General features: G+C 51.9%; 19 protein-coding genes and 1 riboswitch. Of the genes, 15 read left to right on the top strand and 4 right to left on the bottom strand.

Going from position 1 to position 17,851, the window contains the following annotated elements:
* Positions 1 to 176: 176 nt before the first annotated feature.
* Genes A1332_RS10910 through A1332_RS10895 form a run of 4 tightly spaced genes read right to left on the bottom strand, consistent with a single transcriptional unit; the run spans position 177 to position 2,133 of the window.
* A complete protein-coding gene (locus A1332_RS10910) occupies positions 177 to 683 on the bottom strand; it encodes a class I SAM-dependent methyltransferase (RefSeq protein ID WP_197491441.1) in 507 nt (168 codons plus the stop codon).
* Positions 684 to 722: 39 nt separating this feature from the next.
* Positions 723 to 1,073, bottom strand: coding sequence for a hypothetical protein (locus A1332_RS10905; protein ID WP_064008520.1), 351 nt, complete (start codon positions 1,071 to 1,073; stop codon positions 723 to 725).
* An 11-nt stretch (positions 1,074 to 1,084) separates the two neighbouring features.
* On the bottom strand, positions 1,085 to 1,528 hold the full coding sequence (locus tag A1332_RS10900; RefSeq protein WP_064008519.1) for a hypothetical protein: 444 nt from the start codon (positions 1,526 to 1,528) through the stop codon (positions 1,085 to 1,087).
* 8 nt (positions 1,529 to 1,536) lie between these two features.
* Positions 1,537 to 2,133, bottom strand: coding sequence for a recombinase family protein (locus A1332_RS10895; RefSeq protein WP_064008518.1), 597 nt, complete (start codon positions 2,131 to 2,133; stop codon positions 1,537 to 1,539).
* Positions 2,134 to 2,285: 152 nt separating this feature from the next.
* Between A1332_RS10895 and A1332_RS10890 the strand changes: the two genes are divergently transcribed.
* The 15 genes from A1332_RS10890 to cysG all read left to right on the top strand — a co-directional run bounded on the left by A1332_RS10890 (position 2,286) and on the right by cysG (position 17,721).
* A complete protein-coding gene (locus A1332_RS10890) occupies positions 2,286 to 5,363 on the top strand; it encodes a Tn3 family transposase (protein WP_064008517.1) in 3,078 nt (1,025 codons plus the stop codon).
* A 281-nt stretch (positions 5,364 to 5,644) separates the two neighbouring features.
* Positions 5,645 to 5,775: riboswitch (cobalamin riboswitch) on the top strand.
* Between the two features lie 87 nt (positions 5,776 to 5,862).
* Positions 5,863 to 6,039, top strand: a complete 177-nt coding sequence (locus A1332_RS24770; protein ID WP_082879642.1) for a CbtB domain-containing protein — start codon at positions 5,863 to 5,865, stop codon at positions 6,037 to 6,039.
* 1 nt (position 6,040) lies between these two features.
* Complete coding sequence (locus A1332_RS10885; protein WP_064008516.1) at positions 6,041 to 6,688, top strand: CbtA family protein; 648 nt, start codon at positions 6,041 to 6,043, stop codon at positions 6,686 to 6,688.
* Complete coding sequence (locus tag A1332_RS10880) at positions 6,688 to 7,989, top strand: cobyrinate a,c-diamide synthase (protein WP_082879641.1); 1,302 nt, start codon at positions 6,688 to 6,690, stop codon at positions 7,987 to 7,989. Before A1332_RS10885 ends, A1332_RS10880 begins: the two co-directional genes overlap by 1 nt.
* Complete coding sequence (gene cobM / locus A1332_RS10875; protein ID WP_064008515.1) at positions 7,986 to 8,792, top strand: precorrin-4 C(11)-methyltransferase; 807 nt, start codon at positions 7,986 to 7,988, stop codon at positions 8,790 to 8,792. Before A1332_RS10880 ends, cobM begins: the two co-directional genes overlap by 4 nt.
* Positions 8,789 to 9,610, top strand: coding sequence for a sirohydrochlorin chelatase (locus A1332_RS10870; protein ID WP_064008514.1), 822 nt, complete (start codon positions 8,789 to 8,791; stop codon positions 9,608 to 9,610). The genes cobM and A1332_RS10870 overlap by 4 nt, the downstream gene beginning before the upstream one ends.
* A 7-nt stretch (positions 9,611 to 9,617) precedes the next feature.
* Positions 9,618 to 10,286, top strand: coding sequence for a precorrin-8X methylmutase (locus A1332_RS10865; protein WP_064008513.1), 669 nt, complete (start codon positions 9,618 to 9,620; stop codon positions 10,284 to 10,286).
* A gap of 4 nt (positions 10,287 to 10,290) precedes the next feature.
* Positions 10,291 to 11,394 (top strand): cobalt-precorrin-5B (C(1))-methyltransferase, encoded by a 1,104-nt coding sequence (locus A1332_RS10860; RefSeq protein WP_231886717.1) that lies wholly within the window; start codon positions 10,291 to 10,293, stop codon positions 11,392 to 11,394.
* Positions 11,395 to 11,396: 2 nt separating this feature from the next.
* Complete coding sequence (locus tag A1332_RS10855) at positions 11,397 to 12,704, top strand: bifunctional cobalt-precorrin-7 (C(5))-methyltransferase/cobalt-precorrin-6B (C(15))-methyltransferase (protein ID WP_064008511.1); 1,308 nt, start codon at positions 11,397 to 11,399, stop codon at positions 12,702 to 12,704.
* The gene (gene cobI / locus A1332_RS10850; protein ID WP_064008510.1) at positions 12,694 to 13,470 is read left to right on the top strand and encodes a precorrin-2 C(20)-methyltransferase; all 777 of its coding nucleotides are present in this window, start codon (positions 12,694 to 12,696) and stop codon (positions 13,468 to 13,470) included. Before A1332_RS10855 ends, cobI begins: the two co-directional genes overlap by 11 nt.
* Positions 13,463 to 14,200: a cobalamin biosynthesis central domain-containing protein gene (locus A1332_RS10845; protein ID WP_064008509.1), complete on the top strand. Its 738-nt coding sequence runs from the start codon at positions 13,463 to 13,465 to the stop codon at positions 14,198 to 14,200. Before cobI ends, A1332_RS10845 begins: the two co-directional genes overlap by 8 nt.
* Positions 14,201 to 14,211: 11 nt before the next feature.
* Complete coding sequence (locus A1332_RS10840) at positions 14,212 to 14,604, top strand: cobalamin biosynthesis protein (protein WP_064008508.1); 393 nt, start codon at positions 14,212 to 14,214, stop codon at positions 14,602 to 14,604.
* On the top strand, positions 14,601 to 15,962 hold the full coding sequence (gene cobJ / locus A1332_RS10835) for a precorrin-3B C(17)-methyltransferase (RefSeq protein WP_064008507.1): 1,362 nt from the start codon (positions 14,601 to 14,603) through the stop codon (positions 15,960 to 15,962). The genes A1332_RS10840 and cobJ overlap by 4 nt, the downstream gene beginning before the upstream one ends.
* Positions 15,955 to 16,314, top strand: a complete 360-nt coding sequence (locus tag A1332_RS10830; RefSeq protein WP_064008506.1) for a (2Fe-2S) ferredoxin domain-containing protein — start codon at positions 15,955 to 15,957, stop codon at positions 16,312 to 16,314. Before cobJ ends, A1332_RS10830 begins: the two co-directional genes overlap by 8 nt.
* A gap of 18 nt (positions 16,315 to 16,332) precedes the next feature.
* The gene (gene cysG / locus A1332_RS10825) at positions 16,333 to 17,721 is read left to right on the top strand and encodes a siroheme synthase CysG (protein WP_064008505.1); all 1,389 of its coding nucleotides are present in this window, start codon (positions 16,333 to 16,335) and stop codon (positions 17,719 to 17,721) included.
* The last annotated feature ends 130 nt before the right edge of the window (positions 17,722 to 17,851 follow it).

Below are 17,851 nucleotides of genomic sequence, written 5' to 3'. Positions count from 1 at the left end.
GGCTATTTTTGCCCATCCCCTCGAAAAGGTAAAAATTAGAAAATGCTTATATCTGCCCGCGTTCGCCTCGACGGAGAGCTAGACCTAACACTTTCTGAAGGCAAGCCATGACCAAGTAACACCAGCCTGGCGATTGATAAACTGGGCAGACTGAACTTCAATGTTTGGAATGTTGCTCAGACCTTCTCGTTCGGCAAGCAGGGTTGTTTCGTAGGCTGATACTTGGAACATTCGCTGATTTTTTGGAACAGGTCCATGCCGAAGCGACATGAGCATAACTCCATCAGCCTTGAGCAATGCGGCGATGCCTTCTGACGTTCTTGCTGGGTTAGGTGCATCCATACCGCAGTCAAGAGTACAAGGTCAAAGCTTTGACCAAGAGAAATTAGCTTTCGTAGATCGGGAAGGCTATCGGCAACCCACTCGATCAGCGGCGATGGGTGAATCGCTTCCGCAGAATCTCGAAGGCGATCCGTTGACTCAACGGCGAGTACCCGATGTCCCGCTGCCGCGAACCAAGCAGCATCGACTCCTGTACCCGCACCGATGTCCAAAACATCGCTTATTTTTTCTGGCATCAAGTGAAAGACAGACTCGTATTTCTCGGCAAACGAAACGCTCTCGTACCGTGCGATTAGAGAATCGGCGCTCTCGGTATACCCTTCAGTTCCGGCGATGACCATTAACCTTACAAGCCACTCTGAAACCGTATTGTTATAAATTTAATAGACCATAGCATGATCTATCAGCAAACGATTACCATGTTCGACAAACACCGCCTCGGCAACGTGCTCATCTGTCGAATTGGAGCAATATTGTTTCCAGACCACTACTATCGAATGCTTACGTCTAAACAGGGCGACAAACTCTCGTTTGCCGAATAATCCCCACCTTGCCTGGTAGTCCTTGCACATGCATTGAAGATTTTCCGGGGTAACAATCGCTTTCATCCTATCTGTAAAGTCACGAGTATGCTTAGCATGATTAATTTCAGTGGAACCTTCCATCATATTATCCATGATGGGGGTTATCTCATTGAATATTTCCTCGTCTGACTTTTCCAGAAGATTCATACTTATTTCCTTTAGCCGTCAATTAGTAATAAAGACACATCACAGCTTGCCATGACCGAAAACCAATTGTCGTAATTCCTCAAAACATATTTTTTGCTGTGAGGAACGGTACACTGTGAACAGTCTTGATGAATTTTATCTCCAAAAACACCATGATGCCCAAATTTTGAGTTTACTTCACAGTAACTGAAAACAGTTTTATCGTCGATTTTCTCTATGCCATCAGAATTGAATCGAAATAATGGACATGCACAAAGATAACAGTTTATATTCTCCACATCGTGGCATTTTTTCCTGTCAGCGTAAAGTTCGCAAAAGTCAGATTCAGATTTCACCATATTATCGAAGTCAAAATAATCGACAATATCTTCTTTACTTAAACATTTAGCTTGTAGTTTTTCAACTATAGCTTTGTGTTTATTTCCATGTTCTGTAAACCAAGTTCTGTAGCTCATTTGATGTTTTAAGTTTTTCCAGAGCTATTTCGTTTTTCTGCGATGTGGGAGAAGAATTTCCGTCTACCCACACCGGCAATCTCACAAACTTCAGCAGCGGTTTTGCCTGAATTTTCGTATAAGATTCTGGCATTCTCCAATTTTTCTGGGTCAGTTTTAGGTCTTCCACCCGTTTTGCCCCGCGCTTTAGCGGACGAACGGCCGGCAGCCGCCCGCTCTGCGCGAAGTTCCCGTTCCATTTGGTGAATAGCGCCCATCATCGACAAGAAACAACGGCCAGTTGCGGATGTAGTATCGATATTTTCGCGCAATGACACTAAGTTAATTTGCCGCTGTTCCAACACCTTTGCCGTTGTCAGTAAATCCATCAACGAGCGCGTCATGCGGCTTAGTTCACTGACGACCAAGGTATCGCCTGGGCGAGCATATTCTAAAAGCTGATCCCAGCCGGGTCGATCCATGTGCGAGCCGGTCATCTTGTCCGAAAAAATTTTGCCGCACCCGGCTTTTTGCAACGCATCAATCTGAGAATCCAGATTTTGACCGGTACTGCTGACTCGGGCATAGCCGATTCGATGAAATGGCGTAGTCGTATTGGTTTGCATGGTGCAAAAAGTTATCACATAGTAGGGTTAAATGCATTATGATTTTGGCAAAGGTTTTTGCACTCAAAATTGAAGGAATTGAAATTGAAAAGGATCGGTGAACATAGAGTGCAAAAAGTGTACTTTCTGCACTCGCCGAAAAGCGGTGCCGAATGAACGTCAATTCGCGCCGCCTGTCTATCCTGACGAAAAGTGAAATCGATGATCTATACGGGTTGCCTCGTCTCAGCGATGACGACCGCAGTCTCTTCTTCGATTTAAGCGTGATTGAACAGAAAGCTGTCGACGCCGTTTATGCCCGCTCATCGGCAGTCCATTTAATCCTTCAAATCGGGTATTTCAAGGCCAAGCAACAGTTTTTTGTTTACGGGCGGGAGGCCGTGCTCGGCGACCTACACTATATTCTCCAGCGGTATTTCCCCGACCAGGCATTAGATAAGATCAAAACCCTTTCCAAGCCGACCCGGCTCGAACAGCAACAGATCATCCTCCAGTTATTCGATTATCGCCTATGCGACGGCGAGGCCAAGGCGGCACTGGAACAGAAAGCGCAGCGGGTCGCCATGCTGTCGACACAGCCGATTTACATCCTACGCGAAACCTTACAATACCTTACAAACCAACGCCTAATTGCTCCAGGCTACACTTATCTACAGGACATGGTGAGCCGGGTTGTGACTGGCGAACGTCGGCGGATTACGAGCTTACTGGTTAAAGCCATGACGCCGGATGTCGACAAGCAACTCGAAGCCTTGCTTGAGTCTGAGGAAGGCATGTACCGCATCAGCCTACTCAAACACGAGCCTAAGGATTTCAGTTACCGCGAGTTACGCCAGGAGGTTGACCGCCGCAAATTTTTTCAGCCGCTGTATGAATTCGGGCAAAGCTTTCTGGGTACTGCCGGCCTGTCCAATGAGAGTATAAAATACTATGCATCATTGGTTCCGTTCTACTCCGTCTACAAGCTGCGGCGTATGGCGGAACCCACAACACGCCTGTATTTGCTGTGTTTCGCCTTTCATCGCTTTCGGCAAATTAACGATAATTTGATCGAAGCCCTGATTTGTCTAATAGGCCAATACGAGAAACAAGCCAAACTTGCCGCCGATGAGGCCATGCAGCAAGCCATCAACGAGGCCGGCGCGAATCTACAGGCGGCAGGCCAAGTTCTGGAACTGTTCATCGACAATTCAATCCCTGACGAAACACCGTTTGCGGCCATCAAGGAAAAGGCTTTCGAGCTACTCAACATCGAGAGCTTTCCAGTCGTATCCGGTTTTATGCGTAACATCGAATTCGATAAAACCGCTTTTGAATGGTCGTATTACGGCACGCTACGGCACAAATTCAAGCTCAATTTACGACATTTGTTCTGCAACCTCGATTTCGTCTGCCTGGTGTCGGATGAACCACTGTTGAAAGCCATTTTGTTTCTACAGGAGCTGCTGCGCCAGGGCAAGACACCACGACAAATGAACCCGGCCAACTTCCCGACCGGAATCATCGCAAAGAATTTGCAACGGTATTTATATACCCGTACGGAAGAACAAAAAAAGAAAACCCTGGAGGTTGATCGCTATGAGTTCCTGGTATACCGCGAGCTACGGAAGGCGCTTGAAGCCTGTGACGTATTTGTTCGGGATAGTAACGAATTTCGCAGCTTTGATGACGACCTGATCAACGCCGAGCGCTGGAATAAGGATAAAGACGCGATATTGCAAGAAATCGGCGCCCCGATTCTGTTGACACCAATCCAGGATACGTTAGCCGCGCTCAAGCGGGAACTGGAAGCCAAGTACAAATCAGTGAACCAGCGCATTGAAAGCGGCGACAATAAACATATCAAAATCACCGGTAGCGGCGACAAGCTTCGCTGGACATTGGTTTATCCCTCCGAGGAAGAGCCAACCAACAGTCCTTTCTATGGTCAATTGCCAAGTATCGGCGTGGCCGACCTGCTTTGGTTTGTTGCTGAAAGAACAGGATTCTTGAAGTCATTTGCCCACGTTTTGGAGCGCTACGTCAAACAAGATGCCGATCCGAAACCGATCCTGGCGTGTATTGTTGCCATGGGTACCAATATGGGCTTATGGAAAATGGCGGAAGTCTCGGGGCTTAGTCATTCTGCGTTGCTGACGACGGCTCGAAATTTCCTGCGGGCGGAAACGCTGCATGCAGCGAATGACGCCATTTCCAACGCTACGGCTGCGTTACCCGTTTTCCAAGCGTACGACATCCACCACCAGAAGCATTCTAGCAGTGACGGCCAACATATAGTTACGCAGATCGACACGATCAATGCCCGACACTCCAGCAAGTTTTTCGCGCTAAAGAAAGGCGTAAACTCCATTACCTTGGCCATGAATCATGTCCCGATTAATGCCAAGATTATCGGTGCACACGAACACGAATCACATTTCGTGTTCGACATCCTGTACAACAATACAACGGAGATCAAGCCGGAAAGGCATTCGACGGACACGCATGGCACCAATCAAGTGAATTTCTTTATCTTGCGCGTCTTCGGCTACCAATTTTCGCCACGTTATCGTGACCTGCATAAAAAGATCGATAGCCTGGTTGGGTTCCAGCACCCAAACCGTTATGGCGATATCCTGATTAAGCCCTCGCGTAAGGTCTTTGATACCTTAATCTGCAAGGAGTGGCCGAATATCCAGCGCATTCTGGCTTCGCTTGCTCAAAAAGACGTGACTCAAGCAACCATCGTGCGTAAGCTCGCCAGTTATAAGCGGCAGAACCAGACCAAGAAGGCACTATGGGAATTGGACAATATTTATCGGTCACTTCATATCCTTGATTTCATCGATGACCCGATACTCAGGCAGCGCATCCAAAAGGCGCTTAATCGCGGCGAGGCGTATCATCGCATGCGACGAGCCATTTCCTATGTCAATGCCGGCAAATTCCGGGTAAAAACCGAGGCGGAGCAGCAAATCTGGAACGATTGTTCCCGGCTTATTGCCAACGCCATCATTCATTACAACACGCTGATCTTGTCGCGGGTGTATGAGCAAAAACTGGCAGCCGACGACCAGGATGCTATCGAGATAATTAAAGGTACTTCGCCCGTCGCCTGGCAAAATGTGAATCTGATCGGTAAGTTTGAATTTACGAAAGAAAACGCCAAGGTTGACATCGATGCGTTGGCGGCACGATATAACGATCCTGATTTCTGGCGTAAGTCTGTTGAGGGAGATGGCGTTCCTTAGTGGAAAAACCACCAGATATTCCACTTAACTCCGGTATCTTTTTCGACACATACCGACCAATATTCGATTGCTTGCTTGTTATGCTCATCTCCTTTATAGCCTCTCGCAGTAGGTAATATCCACTTATAGAAAAGGGAGTAGCAGGAAATCACTTTTCAACGAAGCGGCTACTTTGAAAAGCTTATTGTCGCAATTTTGCTCTGTTTCGAGCCGCGAACTTGTAGTTCCACTGCCTTGGCTCAGCCACATATCGTTTGCCATATTGCCCTTGCCAGCATAGAATCACGCCTGAGTTTTAAGGTTCCCGCGCTACGCGGGTGAAACTGGAAGTCGGTTAAATGCCGACGCTGCCCCCGCAACGGTAGGTGATTCGTCACGAGCCCGGAGACAGGCCTAAAGCTGTAGTCAACAGTATTGCGGAGGGCGATCTGTCAAATCGGTTTTTTTGGTTTGTCATCCCGTGCTGTTATTCCGTTTATCAGATCCGGGAACGTTAACCATGAAAACACTCGCTGCATCCCCCGCCATATCAACCGCAAAAATCCTGCCCGGCCTAAGTGCCATCGTATTGGGCCTGACCATCGTTTTAGGTTTGGGCTTCTTGCAGGATAGCAATAATTACCTACATAACGCCGCACACGACGGACGCCACAGCGCTGCTTTTCCTTGCCATTAACATGGCTGATTTTCGTAAGCTGGTCGCGGTTTCGCTACTGGCGGGGCTATTGGGCGGTTTGTTACTCAGTGTGCTGCAACACTATCAAACCCTGCCGTTAATTTTGGCCGCCGAACAGTTTGAAACGCCCTTGGCTGAGCATGTCCACGATTGGCAACCCATGGATGGCTGGCAACGTAACGGCTTTACCTTGCTGTTCAACGGTTTGACTGGCTTCGGCTTTGCCTTGTTGATCGCGGCTTCCATGTACTGGCGAAATCAACGCGGTTATCTGTATGGACTGGGCTGGGGTTTGGCAGGTTTTCTGGTGTTTTTTGTCGCGCCTTCGTTGGGATTGCCCCCGGAATTGCCCGGTACCGACAGCGCCGAATTGCGTAGTCGTCAAGCATGGTGGCTATTTACTGCGGCGGCTACCGGCATGGGTTTGTTTGGTCTGATCTTGGCCAAACAGCGCTGGCTGCAAATCGGCGGTGCTGGCTTACTGGCCTTACCGCACCTGATTGGTGCGCCGCATCCTGAAGTTGCTCATGCCTTGGCGCCCGAAACATTACAACAGCATTTTGTGGTACTAACGTCCATCAACAATGCTTTCTTTTGGCTGGCACTGGGTGCGTTATCGGGCAGGCTTTTGTCCAAAGTTAAATTTTAATGGCTAAGTCTTCTGCAATGCATTATTGCCCGGCGATATTGATTAGCGCCCCCGCCTCCGGGCAAGGCAAAACCACCATTACTGCGGCCTTGGCCTATTACCATCTCCAGCAAAATCGCAAGGTGCGGGTCTTCAAAACCGGCCCGGATTTTATCGATCCGCAAATCTTGAGCTTTGCTTGCGAACAACCGGTTTATCAGCTGGATTTATGGATGATGGGCGAAGCGCATTGCCGCGAGATGCTTTATAACGCAGCCGCCGACGCGGACATTATTTTAATCGAAGGCGTAATGGGCCTGTTCGACGGCGATAGCAGCAGCGCCGATTTAGCACAAACATTGGGTGTGCCGGTAGCCGTGGTCATCGACGCCGGCGGCATGGCGCAAACCTTTGCCGCCGTGGGGTATGGATTAGCTCATTACCGAGCCAACTTGCCATTTGCCGGCGTCATAGCCAACAAAGTCGGCAGTTCTAGTCATGCCAAACTGTTGGAAGAAGCTTTGCCGGAAAGTATGCCTTTGCTGGCGGCGATGGCGAAAGACGAGGCGGTCGGCTTGCCGTCGCGGCACTTAGGTTTGTTACAGGCCGACGAAATCGGCGACCTTGATCTTCGTCTGGCGCGTGCGGCAGAATCATTGAGCAGCTTTGCGCCGTGTCGATTGCCGGAGCCGGTCGCCTTCGTGCCGATCACCACCACACCGCCGCCACAGTTACTGGCCGGTAAACTTATCGCCGTAGCTCGTGATGCCGCATTTTCGTTTATCTATCAGGCCAATCTGGATTGTTTGCAAGCCATGGGCGCTGAACTGACGTTTTTCTCGCCGCTCGCAGACCACGTATTGCCCGAGGCCGACAGCATCTATCTGCCCGGCGGTTACCCGGAACTGCATCTAAAAGCATTGGCTGACAATGTCGCCATGAAACAAGCTCTTCATGCACATCATCGAGCCGGTAAACCTATTTACGCCGAATGCGGCGGCTTTTTATATTTGCTGGAGAGTTTGACCGATAAAGACGGTAATTCGGCAGAGATGGCCGGATTACTACCCGGCAGCGCACAGATGCAAAAACGACTGGTGAATCTGGGCATGCACAGCTTGCAGTTGGAACAAGGTGAAATTCGCGGGCACAGCTTTCATCACTCGCAGCTGGAAACGACGCTGCAGCCGTTCACCGCATCGAACCCGCAACGCAATCGTAGCAGTAGCGAAAATTTTTACCGGGTGGGTTCGCTGCAGACTTCCTATTTGCACCACTATTTTCCGTTCAACCTGCAAGTCGCGGATGGATTTTTCCTATGAGCGAACTCGCGAAAGTCTGGTTTGTCGGTGCCGGCCCCGGCGACCCGGATTTAATCACCGTCAAAGGCCGCGACTTAATCGCCAAGGCTGACGCCATTTTGTTCGCGGGCTCGCTGGTACAGGCCGCTGCGACGCAATGGGCACCCAGCACTTGTGTGATCAAAGATTCCAAAGACATGACCCTGGAGCAGATTAGCGACTGGCTGATCGCACAAGCTAGGCCCGGAAAAACAGTGATTCGCCTGCAAACCGGCGATCCTGGTTTGTATGGTGCGTTGATTGAAATGGTGCAACCGCTGGATGCGGCCAACATTGCCGTCGAAGTGGTGCCGGGCGTCTCGTCGGCATTTGCCGCCATGGCTTGCGCAGTCGAAAGCCTGACCTTGCCGGAAGTCACGCAGACCGTGATTTTAACCCGCGTTGAAGGCCGCACGCCGATGCCGGACGGTGAATCCTTGCAAGAATTGGCCAGCCATCACACCACGCTGTGTCTATTTTTATCGATTACCTTGTTGCCCACGATCGAGCGCGAATTAAAAGCCGCCGGTTGGGCCGATGAGGCACCGGTATTGGTGGTCCACAAAGCCAGTTGGCCGGATGAGCAACAGATTATCCGCGGCACGCTGGCCGATATTCGCGAACGCTGCCGGGCCGCCAAAATCAACAGCCAGGCCATGATCGTCATCAGCCCCACCTTGGGCGCGCGTCATTGGTCGTCGTTAAAAAAATCCAAACTCTACGATGCCGGTTTTACCCATCGTTTTCGCCGTGCCGAACGGCCAACCCCTAAGGAACAAGCATGACAACCACCGTACTCTTAGTCGGCCACGGTTCGCGCAACCAAGCAGGCAATCAAGAAATCCAAACCTTTCAACAACAATGGCAGGCGCAGCACCCCGACTGGCGCATTGATTTGTGCTACATCGAGCTTGCCGAGGTGCTGCTGGAAGAAGGGTTGAGCCGCGCCGCGCAAGGCTCCAGCCGCGTGATTGTGGTGCCGCTGATCATCAGCGCCGCCGGGCATGTGAAGATGGAGATTCCCGAGCATATCGAGGAAGCCCGCGAAAAATTTCCAACCGTCGAATTCATCTACGCCCCGCATCTGGGCAGCAATGAAACTCTACTGGCCGTGCTGCAAAATCAATTGAAAAGCGCACTGAAAACCCTGGCCATGCCGGATCCGAAAACCACCGGCGTGATTATTTTGGGACGTGGCTCATCAGACAAAGTCGCCAACGGCGAACTAGCAAAACTGGCGCGCTGGCTGTTTGAAGTCACCGAGCATGAACTGGTCGACATCGCCTTCACCGGCATTACCCATCCGCGTCTGGAAACCGCCGTGCAACGTCAAGTGCGACTGGGCATGACGCAGATTGCGATTTTGCCTTATTACCTGTTCACCGGTCTGCTGATTGAACGTATTGCCAAGCAGGTTGAGCGTTTGCAAAGCCAATACCCGCAAATTGCGTTCGGTGCCGGTACTTATTTTGGTTTTGATCCGGCGATTTTTAAATTGCTCGATCAACGAGTTACCGAAGCCACCGACCCGGTCGCACCGAAAATGCTGGAATGCGACGGCTGCCAATACCGCGAGCAGGCCGAACATCACCACCATCATTGATCACCTTATGAGCCAAAATAGTCAGACCGAACAACTCACCCAGGCTGGGCAACAGATCGAACACGATTCTTTTGCCATCGTCGACCGCGAAGTTGGCGAGCACTATTATTCAGACGGCCAATGGCAAGTGGTGCGACGCATGATCCACGCCACTGCGGATTTTGAATTCAACGGCCTGACCGAGTTTTCCGAGCAGGCGGTCGAAGGCGGAATTCAAGCCATTCTAAATGGTTCGCCGATCGTCGCCGATGTGGAAATGATTTGTGTCGGCTTATCGCAGCCTCGCTTGGCACATTTTGGTATTAGCGCCCGCCAGTTTATCGCTGATGCGGACGTCATCGACGCGGCCAAACAAGTCAACAGTACCCGCGCCGTGCAAGCCATGCGCAAAGCGCACCACTTAGGTTTGCTCGATGGCGGCATCGTCGCGGTTGGCAACGCACCCACCGCGTTGTTGGAAGTGTTGCGGATGATCAACGAAGAAGGCATCAAACCGGCGCTCATCGTCGGCATGCCGGTCGGTTTTGTTTCGGCAGCGGAATCTAAGGATTTACTCACTGCATTACACGATGTGCCCTGGATCATCACCCGTGGCCGCAAAGGTGGTTCGACACTGGTGGTCGCTGCAATCCATGCCTTGCTGAGTCTGGCGGAAACCCGGCAAAAAAACGACTGATAGCATGACAATGCCTGAGCGCAAACCCAAAGGTACTCGCAAGGGTTACACCACCGGCGCCTGTTCGGCGGCGGCGGCGCGGGCGGCCGTGCAGGGTTTGCTGAATGGCCGCGTGCCGAACACGATTGACTGCGTGTTGCCCAATGGGCTAGACGTGGCGTTCAAAGTCGAAGAAAGCTTCGTACAGAACGATAGAGCACATGCTGTCATTGAAAAAGACGCCGGCGACGATCCGGATTGTACCAATCACGCTCGGCTGACGGCGGATGTGATTTGGATAGAACAACCGGACACTATCGTATTGCAAGGCGGCGAAGGCATCGGCCAGATCACCCGTCCTGGTTTAGGACTTGCTGTTGGCGACCCGGCTATCAATCCGGTTCCGCGCAAAAATATCGAAGATAACATCCGCTTGATCGCCGCCGAAGCCCTAAAAACCAGAGGCTTACAGGTGACCATCTCCGTGCCGGGCGGCGAAGAGATGGCGAAAAAAACCCTGAACTATCGTTTGGGTATTGTCGGCGGCATTTCCATTTTAGGCACGACCGGGATCGTCCATCCGTATTCCACGGCGGCATTTCGGGCTAGCGTAGTGCAAGGCGTGGAAGTGGCGGCCAATCAGGGGCAGGCTAGCGTGGTACTGACCACCGGTGGCCGCACCGAGAAATTCGTGATGCGCGAATTGCCCGAGTTGGATGAAAGCTGTTTCGTGCAAATGGGTGACTTTCTGACCCCGGCGCTGGACGCCGCCGATCATTGCGGTATTCAAAACATCATTATCGGCGGCATGGTCGGCAAGCTGACCAAAATGGCTCAGGGTGAAACCATTACGCATGCCGGTCGCGCGCCGGTTGACGTGGAACTGGTGGCCGACATTGCCCGCGGCATCGGCGCACCGGGTGATGTGTGCGAGGCCATCGCTGCTCAGGAAACCGCCCGTTACGCTTCGGAATGCATGGCTGAACTGGGGCTTGAACACGCATTTCATGTCGAACTGGCCAGGCGAGTAATCGCGACGCTGGAAAATCGTTATCCCGGCCGTTTTCACATCAGCGTTCTGGTGTGTGATTTTGATGGCAACAAACTGGCGGAAGCCGGAAGGATTTGATCATGCAAGCGATGTGCAGTTTTATTGGCGTACTCGATAACGGTGTCGCCAGCCTGAGCCAGGAGGCCTTGCAGGTATTACGTGAAGCCAAACATGTCATCGCCGGTAGCCGTCTGCTGGCAACGCTGGCTAAAGACATTATTCAGGCCAAACACTACGACTTAACCGGGCAACTCAAACAAGTGCCGGATTGGATCAATGCCGCGTTGGCACAAAATGAAGCAGTAGCAGTACTGGCGACCGGTGATCCCTTGTGTCACGGCATCGCCGGTTTTCTGGCCGGCAAATTGGCCCCGGATCGCGTGCGCGTCTTACCCAATCTCAGCACGATACAATTGGCCTTTGCCGAATTGAAATTGTCCTGGCAAAACGCCGGCATAGTTTCCGTGCACAGTCAGGATGCCGGCGAATGGATACGTGGCGCTACGCCCAATCACGGCTTATACGAATTGGCCCGGCACTGTCGCCAACACGATTTACTGGCGATTTTGACCAGCCCGGACAACACGCCGGCGCGCATCGCCTGTTTATTGCAAATCGAAGGCTTGGCCGACGCGTTCGAGATGGCGATTGCCGAAGCGCTGAAACAACCCGAACAGCGGGTCAGCGCCTGGCTGGCCATCGCTGAAGTGGCCCAAAACAGCTATCGCGATCCCAATGTAGTGATTCTGAAACGCAAAACGGCTGTGCCGGCACCGGTACTGTTTGGGATCAGCGACGACCGGTTTCAACAGCGCAAGCCGGAAAAAGGCCTGATCACCAAACGAGAAGTACGCGCGGTATCGCTGGCCCGCATGCAACTGACAAGATCCAGTATCGTCTGGGACATCGGCGCGGGTTCCGGCTCGGTCGGACTAGAGGCTGCGCGCTTGTGTTCGAACGGGCATGTCTTTGCGATCGAAAAAAACGCCGATGACATGGTCAATGTCGAGCAGAATCAAGCCGCCTGGGGTATCAGCAATTACAGCTTCGTGCAGGGCAAGGCGCCGCAATTTCTCGACACCTGGCCCGATCCGGATGCAGTATTCATCGGCGGTTCCGGTGGCGAATTGGCGAAATTGATCGCCTTGTGTTTAGGGCGTTTGCGCCCGGCGAGTTGGCTGGTGATGAACTTCGTCACGCTGGAAAACCTGTCCACCGCCGTCGATACCCTGAAACAACTCGGCGCAGACTGGGACGTCTGTCAGATTCAAGCCTCGCGTAGTAGTCCGATTTTGAACATGAATCGCTTACAAGCCGAAAATCCGGTGTGGATCGTGTCGGCCACCCATTCTTTACAGCCCATATTAAGCGGTCACGATGAACACTAAACTTGGCACACTCTACGGCATCTCACTCGGCCCCGGCGACCCTGGCCTGATTACCCGCCGTGCCTGGGAATTACTCTCCGGCGCCGGTCATTGGACCTATCCGGTGCGCAAGAAAAATAGCGACAGTTATGCCTTGGACATTGCCTTGCGTGCCGGTCTTGAATGTCCCCAAGCCCATACTGCGCTGCATTTTCCGATGACTCACGATGCGGATATTCTGGCTCGCTATTGGTTGGAAGCCGCAGAGACCGTGTTGGCACTATTACAACGCGGCGAGGATGTGTTGTTTCTGGTGGAGGGCGACGCCTCGACCTATTCCACTTTCGGCCATTTGCAACGCAGTGTTCGTGCCTTAAAGCCGGAAGTTACAGTCGAAGTAGTGCCGGGGGTGTCGTCGTTTCATGCCGCTGCGGCGCGTAGTGGCGAACCGCTGGCTGATGTTGATGACACTATCGCCATCATCCCCGCCGGATACGGCATTGACCAGATTGAACGCCTGCTCGAGGATTTCGATACCTTGGTGCTGCTTAAGGTCAAACCTTTGCTGGACGATGTAATCGATTTGCTGCGCCGCCGTGATTTGCTCGATCAAGGCTGGTTTATCGAAAAAACCGGCGCCCCGGAAGAACGCATGGTGCATGACATCGCCAGCCTGCAAGGGCAAAAGGTGAATTACTTGTCTTTACTAATTATTAAAAACCCAGGCCGTCAACGCAGCGAAATGCAGCGCGGTTGCCGCAAGAAAAAGGACACAAGCGATGAATGAAGTGCGTGTCGCCCTGGTGGCGATTACCAAACATGGCGCCGGTATTGCCTCCCGGCTAGCACCACAACTCCCCGACGCGGAGGTGGTGGTGTCGGAGAAACAAGCCGAGCATTTGGGCGATTTTGCCAATCCGCGCCGCGTGTACCAGGGGGCATTGAGCGCGCAAATCAGCGAGCTGTTCGCGGCTTATGATCAAATTATTTTTTTGGTGTCACTGGGCGCGGTGGTACGGCTGATTGCGCCGCATCTTAAATCCAAGGATGAAGACCCTGGTGTGTTGGTGATCGACGATGCCGCCGAATTCGTGATTCCGGTGCTGTCCGGTCATGTCGGCGGCGCCAATGCCTATGCGGAAAAAGTCGCCACTTTGTTGAATGCCACGCCGGTGCTGACCACCGCATCGGATGTGGGCAAAACCATACCGGTGGACATTTTGGGCCGCGAGTTGGGTTGGCAAGTGGAAGCGCCTAAGATCAACATCACGCGCGTTTCGGCGGACGTGGTTAATCAACTGCCGATTGCCTTCGTGCAAGAAGCCGGTAGTTCAAACTGGTGGACGCGGCCCACGCCGTTGCCGGCCAATATTTATCTGTTCCAGCGCTTCGAGGACGTCGACACCGAACAATACCGGTCGATTCTATGGGTCACACACCGAGACATCGAACCAGCCATCTGGCAGCAGCTCGATGAGCGACTGGTGGTGTACCGGCCACCGATGGATCAAACATAAACACAAAACTTATGAAAGTCATGATTGGCATGGGTTGTGACCGTAATGTCAGCCTGGATACCTTACGGCAAGCCTTGGCTCAGGCCTTATGGCATTGCGGACTGAACGTATCAGCAGTAGCCGGTTTGGCTAGCATTGACAAAAAAAATGATGAAGCAGCCTTGTTACAACTGGCCCAAATATACGATTGGCCGTTGTATTTTTACCCGGCTGAGACTCTGGCCACCATCCCGGTACCGAATCCATCCGAGGTCGTCATGAAATACATGGGTACTCCGGCCGTCGCTGAAGCGGCCGCTTTGAAAGCTGCCAATGCCGAGTTGTCGGATTTACTGGTCGAGAAACATAAATATTGCGGTGCGGACGGCAAGAATGCCACCGTTTCGATAGCGAGAATCAAATGACAAAAGTAGGAAAAATTTTACTGGTGGGCATCGGCCCCGGTGCGCATGAGCACATGACTGCTCGCGCTCGCCAAGCGATTGCGGAAGCGGACGTGGTGATTGGTTACAGCACCTACATCAAACTGGTGCAAGACTTGCTCGATGGCAAGGAAGTCATCAAAAAAGGTATGACCGAAGAATTGGATCGTAGTATCGAAGCCTACGAACATGCCAAGCAAGGCAAAATCGTCGCTATGGTGTCGTCCGGCGACATCGGTGTTTACGGCATGGCCGGGCCCACTTATGAACTGCTGCTGGACAGTGGCTGGACGCCGGATGATCCGATTCAGGTGGAAGTGGTGCCCGGTAGTACCGCGTTGTCGAGTTGCGCATCCTTGGTAGGGGCGCCGCTGACCCATGATTTTTGTTCGATCTCATTGTCCGACTTGCTGACGCCTTGGCCGGTGATCGCCCGCCGCCTGGAAAGCGCGGCGCGCGGTGATTTCGTGGTGGCCTTATACAACCCGAAAAGTGGCCGTCGCACTCAGCATATCGTTGAAGCGCAAAACATTTTATTGCGCCATCGCAGCCCCGATACCCCTGTGGCCATCGTTAAATCCGGATATCGCAGCTTGCAAAATATTCAATTAGTGACGCTGGCTGAAATGGCAGAATGCGACATCGGCATGTTGACTACCGTACTGGTCGGTAACAGCAGCACTTTTGTGCGCTCTGGTTTGATGGTGACGCCACGCGGCTATGCTAACAAATATGACGCCATGACGGGCGAAACCCGAACAGGCGAACAGGCAGGTCGTTCGCTGAGCATGGGCTTGGAGGGTTGGAAAGGTTGTGTGCGGCAATATTTGCGCGACACGCCTAAAGTGACGTTACAACAGGCGGCGGAATACTTCGCGCAACCCTTGGCGGAAATTCTCGATGCTGTCAGACTAGCCACGCCTGACGATCATGCGGGCATTTTCTGCGCGCAACGTGCCGCCCCGGACAGTCATGAACGTTTACTAGCCGCATTCCGGAGTTGGGGCAAATTGCGCGCCGTGGTACGCAGCGAAGGCGGCGCGGTGGCGGAGTTATTGATCAACGGCACTGATTTGCAGGAAAAAAACAGCTGGCTGAGCATTGTCAACGACGCCTTTCATTTACACATCGACTGGCGCAAGGCGTGGCAAATCTGGTTTGTCAGCCGAGATGACCAAGCGCATGGCATTCAGGTGCTTGATCAGCAAAGTGATGCCTTATTCAACTTATGGTTGGTCGCTGACGAAACAGGCTTCGACAGCACAGCCCTACAGCATTACCGCGATGACCGAGCGCAATTTAGCGCCCCAACTGCCCTGGAACCTACCCACCATGACTGATAACACCACGCCGATGCCCGAAAAACCCAAAATGGGTGATTACAAACGCCACTTGCTGGTGTGTACCGGCCCTCGTTGCACCGAAAATGGCGAAGCGCAGGCCTTATTCGAAACCCTGGGCGAGAAGTTCAAAGCGGCCGGTATCGACAAAGGCGAACTTAGGGTTAAGCGTACCCGCACTCACTGTTTCGCCACCTGCAAATCCGGGCCTATCGTCTGCGTGCAGCCTGATGGCGTCTGGTATTACAACGTCAACGACGCCAATTTGCAGCGCATTATCGACGAACATCTGGTTGGCGGCCGTCCTGTCGAAGAGCTGATTTATCATCGAAGTGCTTGCTCGGCTCCCTAGCAGTAAGACAAAACTGTTATGGATTATTTTCCACTTTTCTTAAAAGTTAAAGACCAAACCTGCTTGGTGGTAGGCGCTGGCGAAATTGCGGCGCGAAAAATTGAATTACTGATCCGGGCTGGAGCGAGCATTGTCGTCGTTGCGACAGAAATTGGCGACGCGATAGCCACTATGCAACAGTCAAATCGAATCGTTATTCGCCAAAAAGCATTTACGGATGAGGATATCGACGGTATGGGACTCGTGGTTTCCGCTACCAATTGCCGCGTTACTAATATCGAGGTCTCCAAGTTGGCGAATCAGCGGAAAATTCCCGTTAACGTGGTTGATGATCCGGCGTTATGTACTTTTATTTTTCCGGCCATTATTGATCGTTCGCCCCTACTTATCGCTATATCTTCAAGTGGTGTATCGCCCGTATTAACACGACTATTACGTGCCAGAGTAGAAAGTGCCATTCCGGCATCTTTTGGCCTGTTGGTGAAGTTTGCTGAAAAATTCAAATTATTGGTCAAACAACGCATTCCACAACCGACTCAACGCAGGGTTTTCTGGGAAGGGATTTTACAAGGCTCTGTGGCCGAATTAGTTTTTGTAGGCAAGCAGAGCGAAGCGGAAGAACTGCTTCGGTCGCAACTGCAGCAGGCTGATCCTACAGCAAATCAGGGTGAAGTGTATTTAATAGGTGCCGGTCCTGGCGACCCGGATTTATTAACGTTTAAAGCCTTGCGTTTGCTGCAACAGGCCGATGTTATTGTTTATGACAGGCTGGTTTCTAACGAAATCCTCGATATGGCTCGACGAGACGCCGAGAAAATCTATGTTGGTAAACAGCGAGATAACCATAGTCTGCCGCAGGAGTCGATTAATCAACTGTTAATTGATTTAGCCTTGGCCGGCAAACGGGTAGCCCGATTGAAGGGTGGCGATCCTTTTATTTTTGGTCGTGGGGGTGAAGAAATTGAGTCCTTGATACAACTCGGGATCCGCTTTCAGGTTGTGCCCGGCATTACGGCGGCGGCAGGCTGTGCCAGCTATGCTGGCATTCCACTGACTCATCGAGATCATGCTCAATCCTGCACATTTGTCACGGGCCACTTAAAAGGCGGCAGTATCAATCTCGACTGGCAGCAATTATCTCGTCCCAATCAAACCGTTGTGATTTATATGGGGCTGGCCGGATTGGCAACCATCTGCCAATCGTTGATGGCACACGGTTGTCCGGCCGATCATCCCATTGCCGTCATTCAGGAAGGTACGACCCGTAACCAACGGGTTTTAATAGGAACGCTAGCAGATATACCCAATCGTGTGGAACAGGCCGAAATGACACCGCCGACACTGATTATTGTCGGCTCGGTAGTTAGACTCCATCAACAATTGGATTGGTTTAAGAGGATTTTATAAAAGTGAAATCATTGCATTGGGCATATTTGGGAGACTGAATATTTGAATATGAAACCGGGAATAGAAGGGCTCAATCCATTAGATATTACTAATTTTTACCTTTTCGAGGGGATGGGCAGAAATAGCCAAT

This window comes from Methylomonas methanica (assembly GCF_001644035.1).
In the GTDB taxonomy this organism is placed as follows: Bacteria; Pseudomonadota; Gammaproteobacteria; order Methylococcales; family Methylomonadaceae; genus Methylomonas; species Methylomonas methanica_A.
This window is presented reverse-complemented; position numbering and strand designations above follow the sequence as displayed.

What these genes read in the sequence shown, in the direction of transcription:
- A1332_RS10910 (WP_197491441.1), bottom strand. Translation starts at nt 683, where the DNA reads ATGGTCATCGCCGGAACTGAAGGGTATACCGAGAGCGCCGATTCTCTA.
- A1332_RS10905 (WP_064008520.1), bottom strand. Translation starts at nt 1,073, where the DNA reads ATGAATCTTCTGGAAAAGTCAGACGAGGAAATATTCAATGAGATAACC.
- A1332_RS10900 (WP_064008519.1), bottom strand. Translation starts at nt 1,528, where the DNA reads ATGAGCTACAGAACTTGGTTTACAGAACATGGAAATAAACACAAAGCT.
- A1332_RS10895 (WP_064008518.1), bottom strand. Translation starts at nt 2,133, where the DNA reads ATGCAAACCAATACGACTACGCCATTTCATCGAATCGGCTATGCCCGA.
- A1332_RS10890 (WP_064008517.1), top strand. Translation starts at nt 2,286, where the DNA reads ATGAACGTCAATTCGCGCCGCCTGTCTATCCTGACGAAAAGTGAAATC.
- A1332_RS24770 (WP_082879642.1), top strand. Translation starts at nt 5,863, where the DNA reads ATGAAAACACTCGCTGCATCCCCCGCCATATCAACCGCAAAAATCCTG.
- A1332_RS10885 (WP_064008516.1), top strand. Translation starts at nt 6,041, where the DNA reads ATGGCTGATTTTCGTAAGCTGGTCGCGGTTTCGCTACTGGCGGGGCTA.
- A1332_RS10880 (WP_082879641.1), top strand. Translation starts at nt 6,688, where the DNA reads ATGGCTAAGTCTTCTGCAATGCATTATTGCCCGGCGATATTGATTAGC.
- cobM (WP_064008515.1), top strand. Translation starts at nt 7,986, where the DNA reads ATGAGCGAACTCGCGAAAGTCTGGTTTGTCGGTGCCGGCCCCGGCGAC.
- A1332_RS10870 (WP_064008514.1), top strand. Translation starts at nt 8,789, where the DNA reads ATGACAACCACCGTACTCTTAGTCGGCCACGGTTCGCGCAACCAAGCA.
- A1332_RS10865 (WP_064008513.1), top strand. Translation starts at nt 9,618, where the DNA reads ATGAGCCAAAATAGTCAGACCGAACAACTCACCCAGGCTGGGCAACAG.
- A1332_RS10860 (WP_231886717.1), top strand. Translation starts at nt 10,291, where the DNA reads ATGACAATGCCTGAGCGCAAACCCAAAGGTACTCGCAAGGGTTACACC.
- A1332_RS10855 (WP_064008511.1), top strand. Translation starts at nt 11,397, where the DNA reads ATGCAAGCGATGTGCAGTTTTATTGGCGTACTCGATAACGGTGTCGCC.
- cobI (WP_064008510.1), top strand. Translation starts at nt 12,694, where the DNA reads ATGAACACTAAACTTGGCACACTCTACGGCATCTCACTCGGCCCCGGC.
- A1332_RS10845 (WP_064008509.1), top strand. Translation starts at nt 13,463, where the DNA reads ATGAATGAAGTGCGTGTCGCCCTGGTGGCGATTACCAAACATGGCGCC.
- A1332_RS10840 (WP_064008508.1), top strand. Translation starts at nt 14,212, where the DNA reads ATGAAAGTCATGATTGGCATGGGTTGTGACCGTAATGTCAGCCTGGAT.
- cobJ (WP_064008507.1), top strand. Translation starts at nt 14,601, where the DNA reads ATGACAAAAGTAGGAAAAATTTTACTGGTGGGCATCGGCCCCGGTGCG.
- A1332_RS10830 (WP_064008506.1), top strand. Translation starts at nt 15,955, where the DNA reads ATGACTGATAACACCACGCCGATGCCCGAAAAACCCAAAATGGGTGAT.
- cysG (WP_064008505.1), top strand. Translation starts at nt 16,333, where the DNA reads ATGGATTATTTTCCACTTTTCTTAAAAGTTAAAGACCAAACCTGCTTG.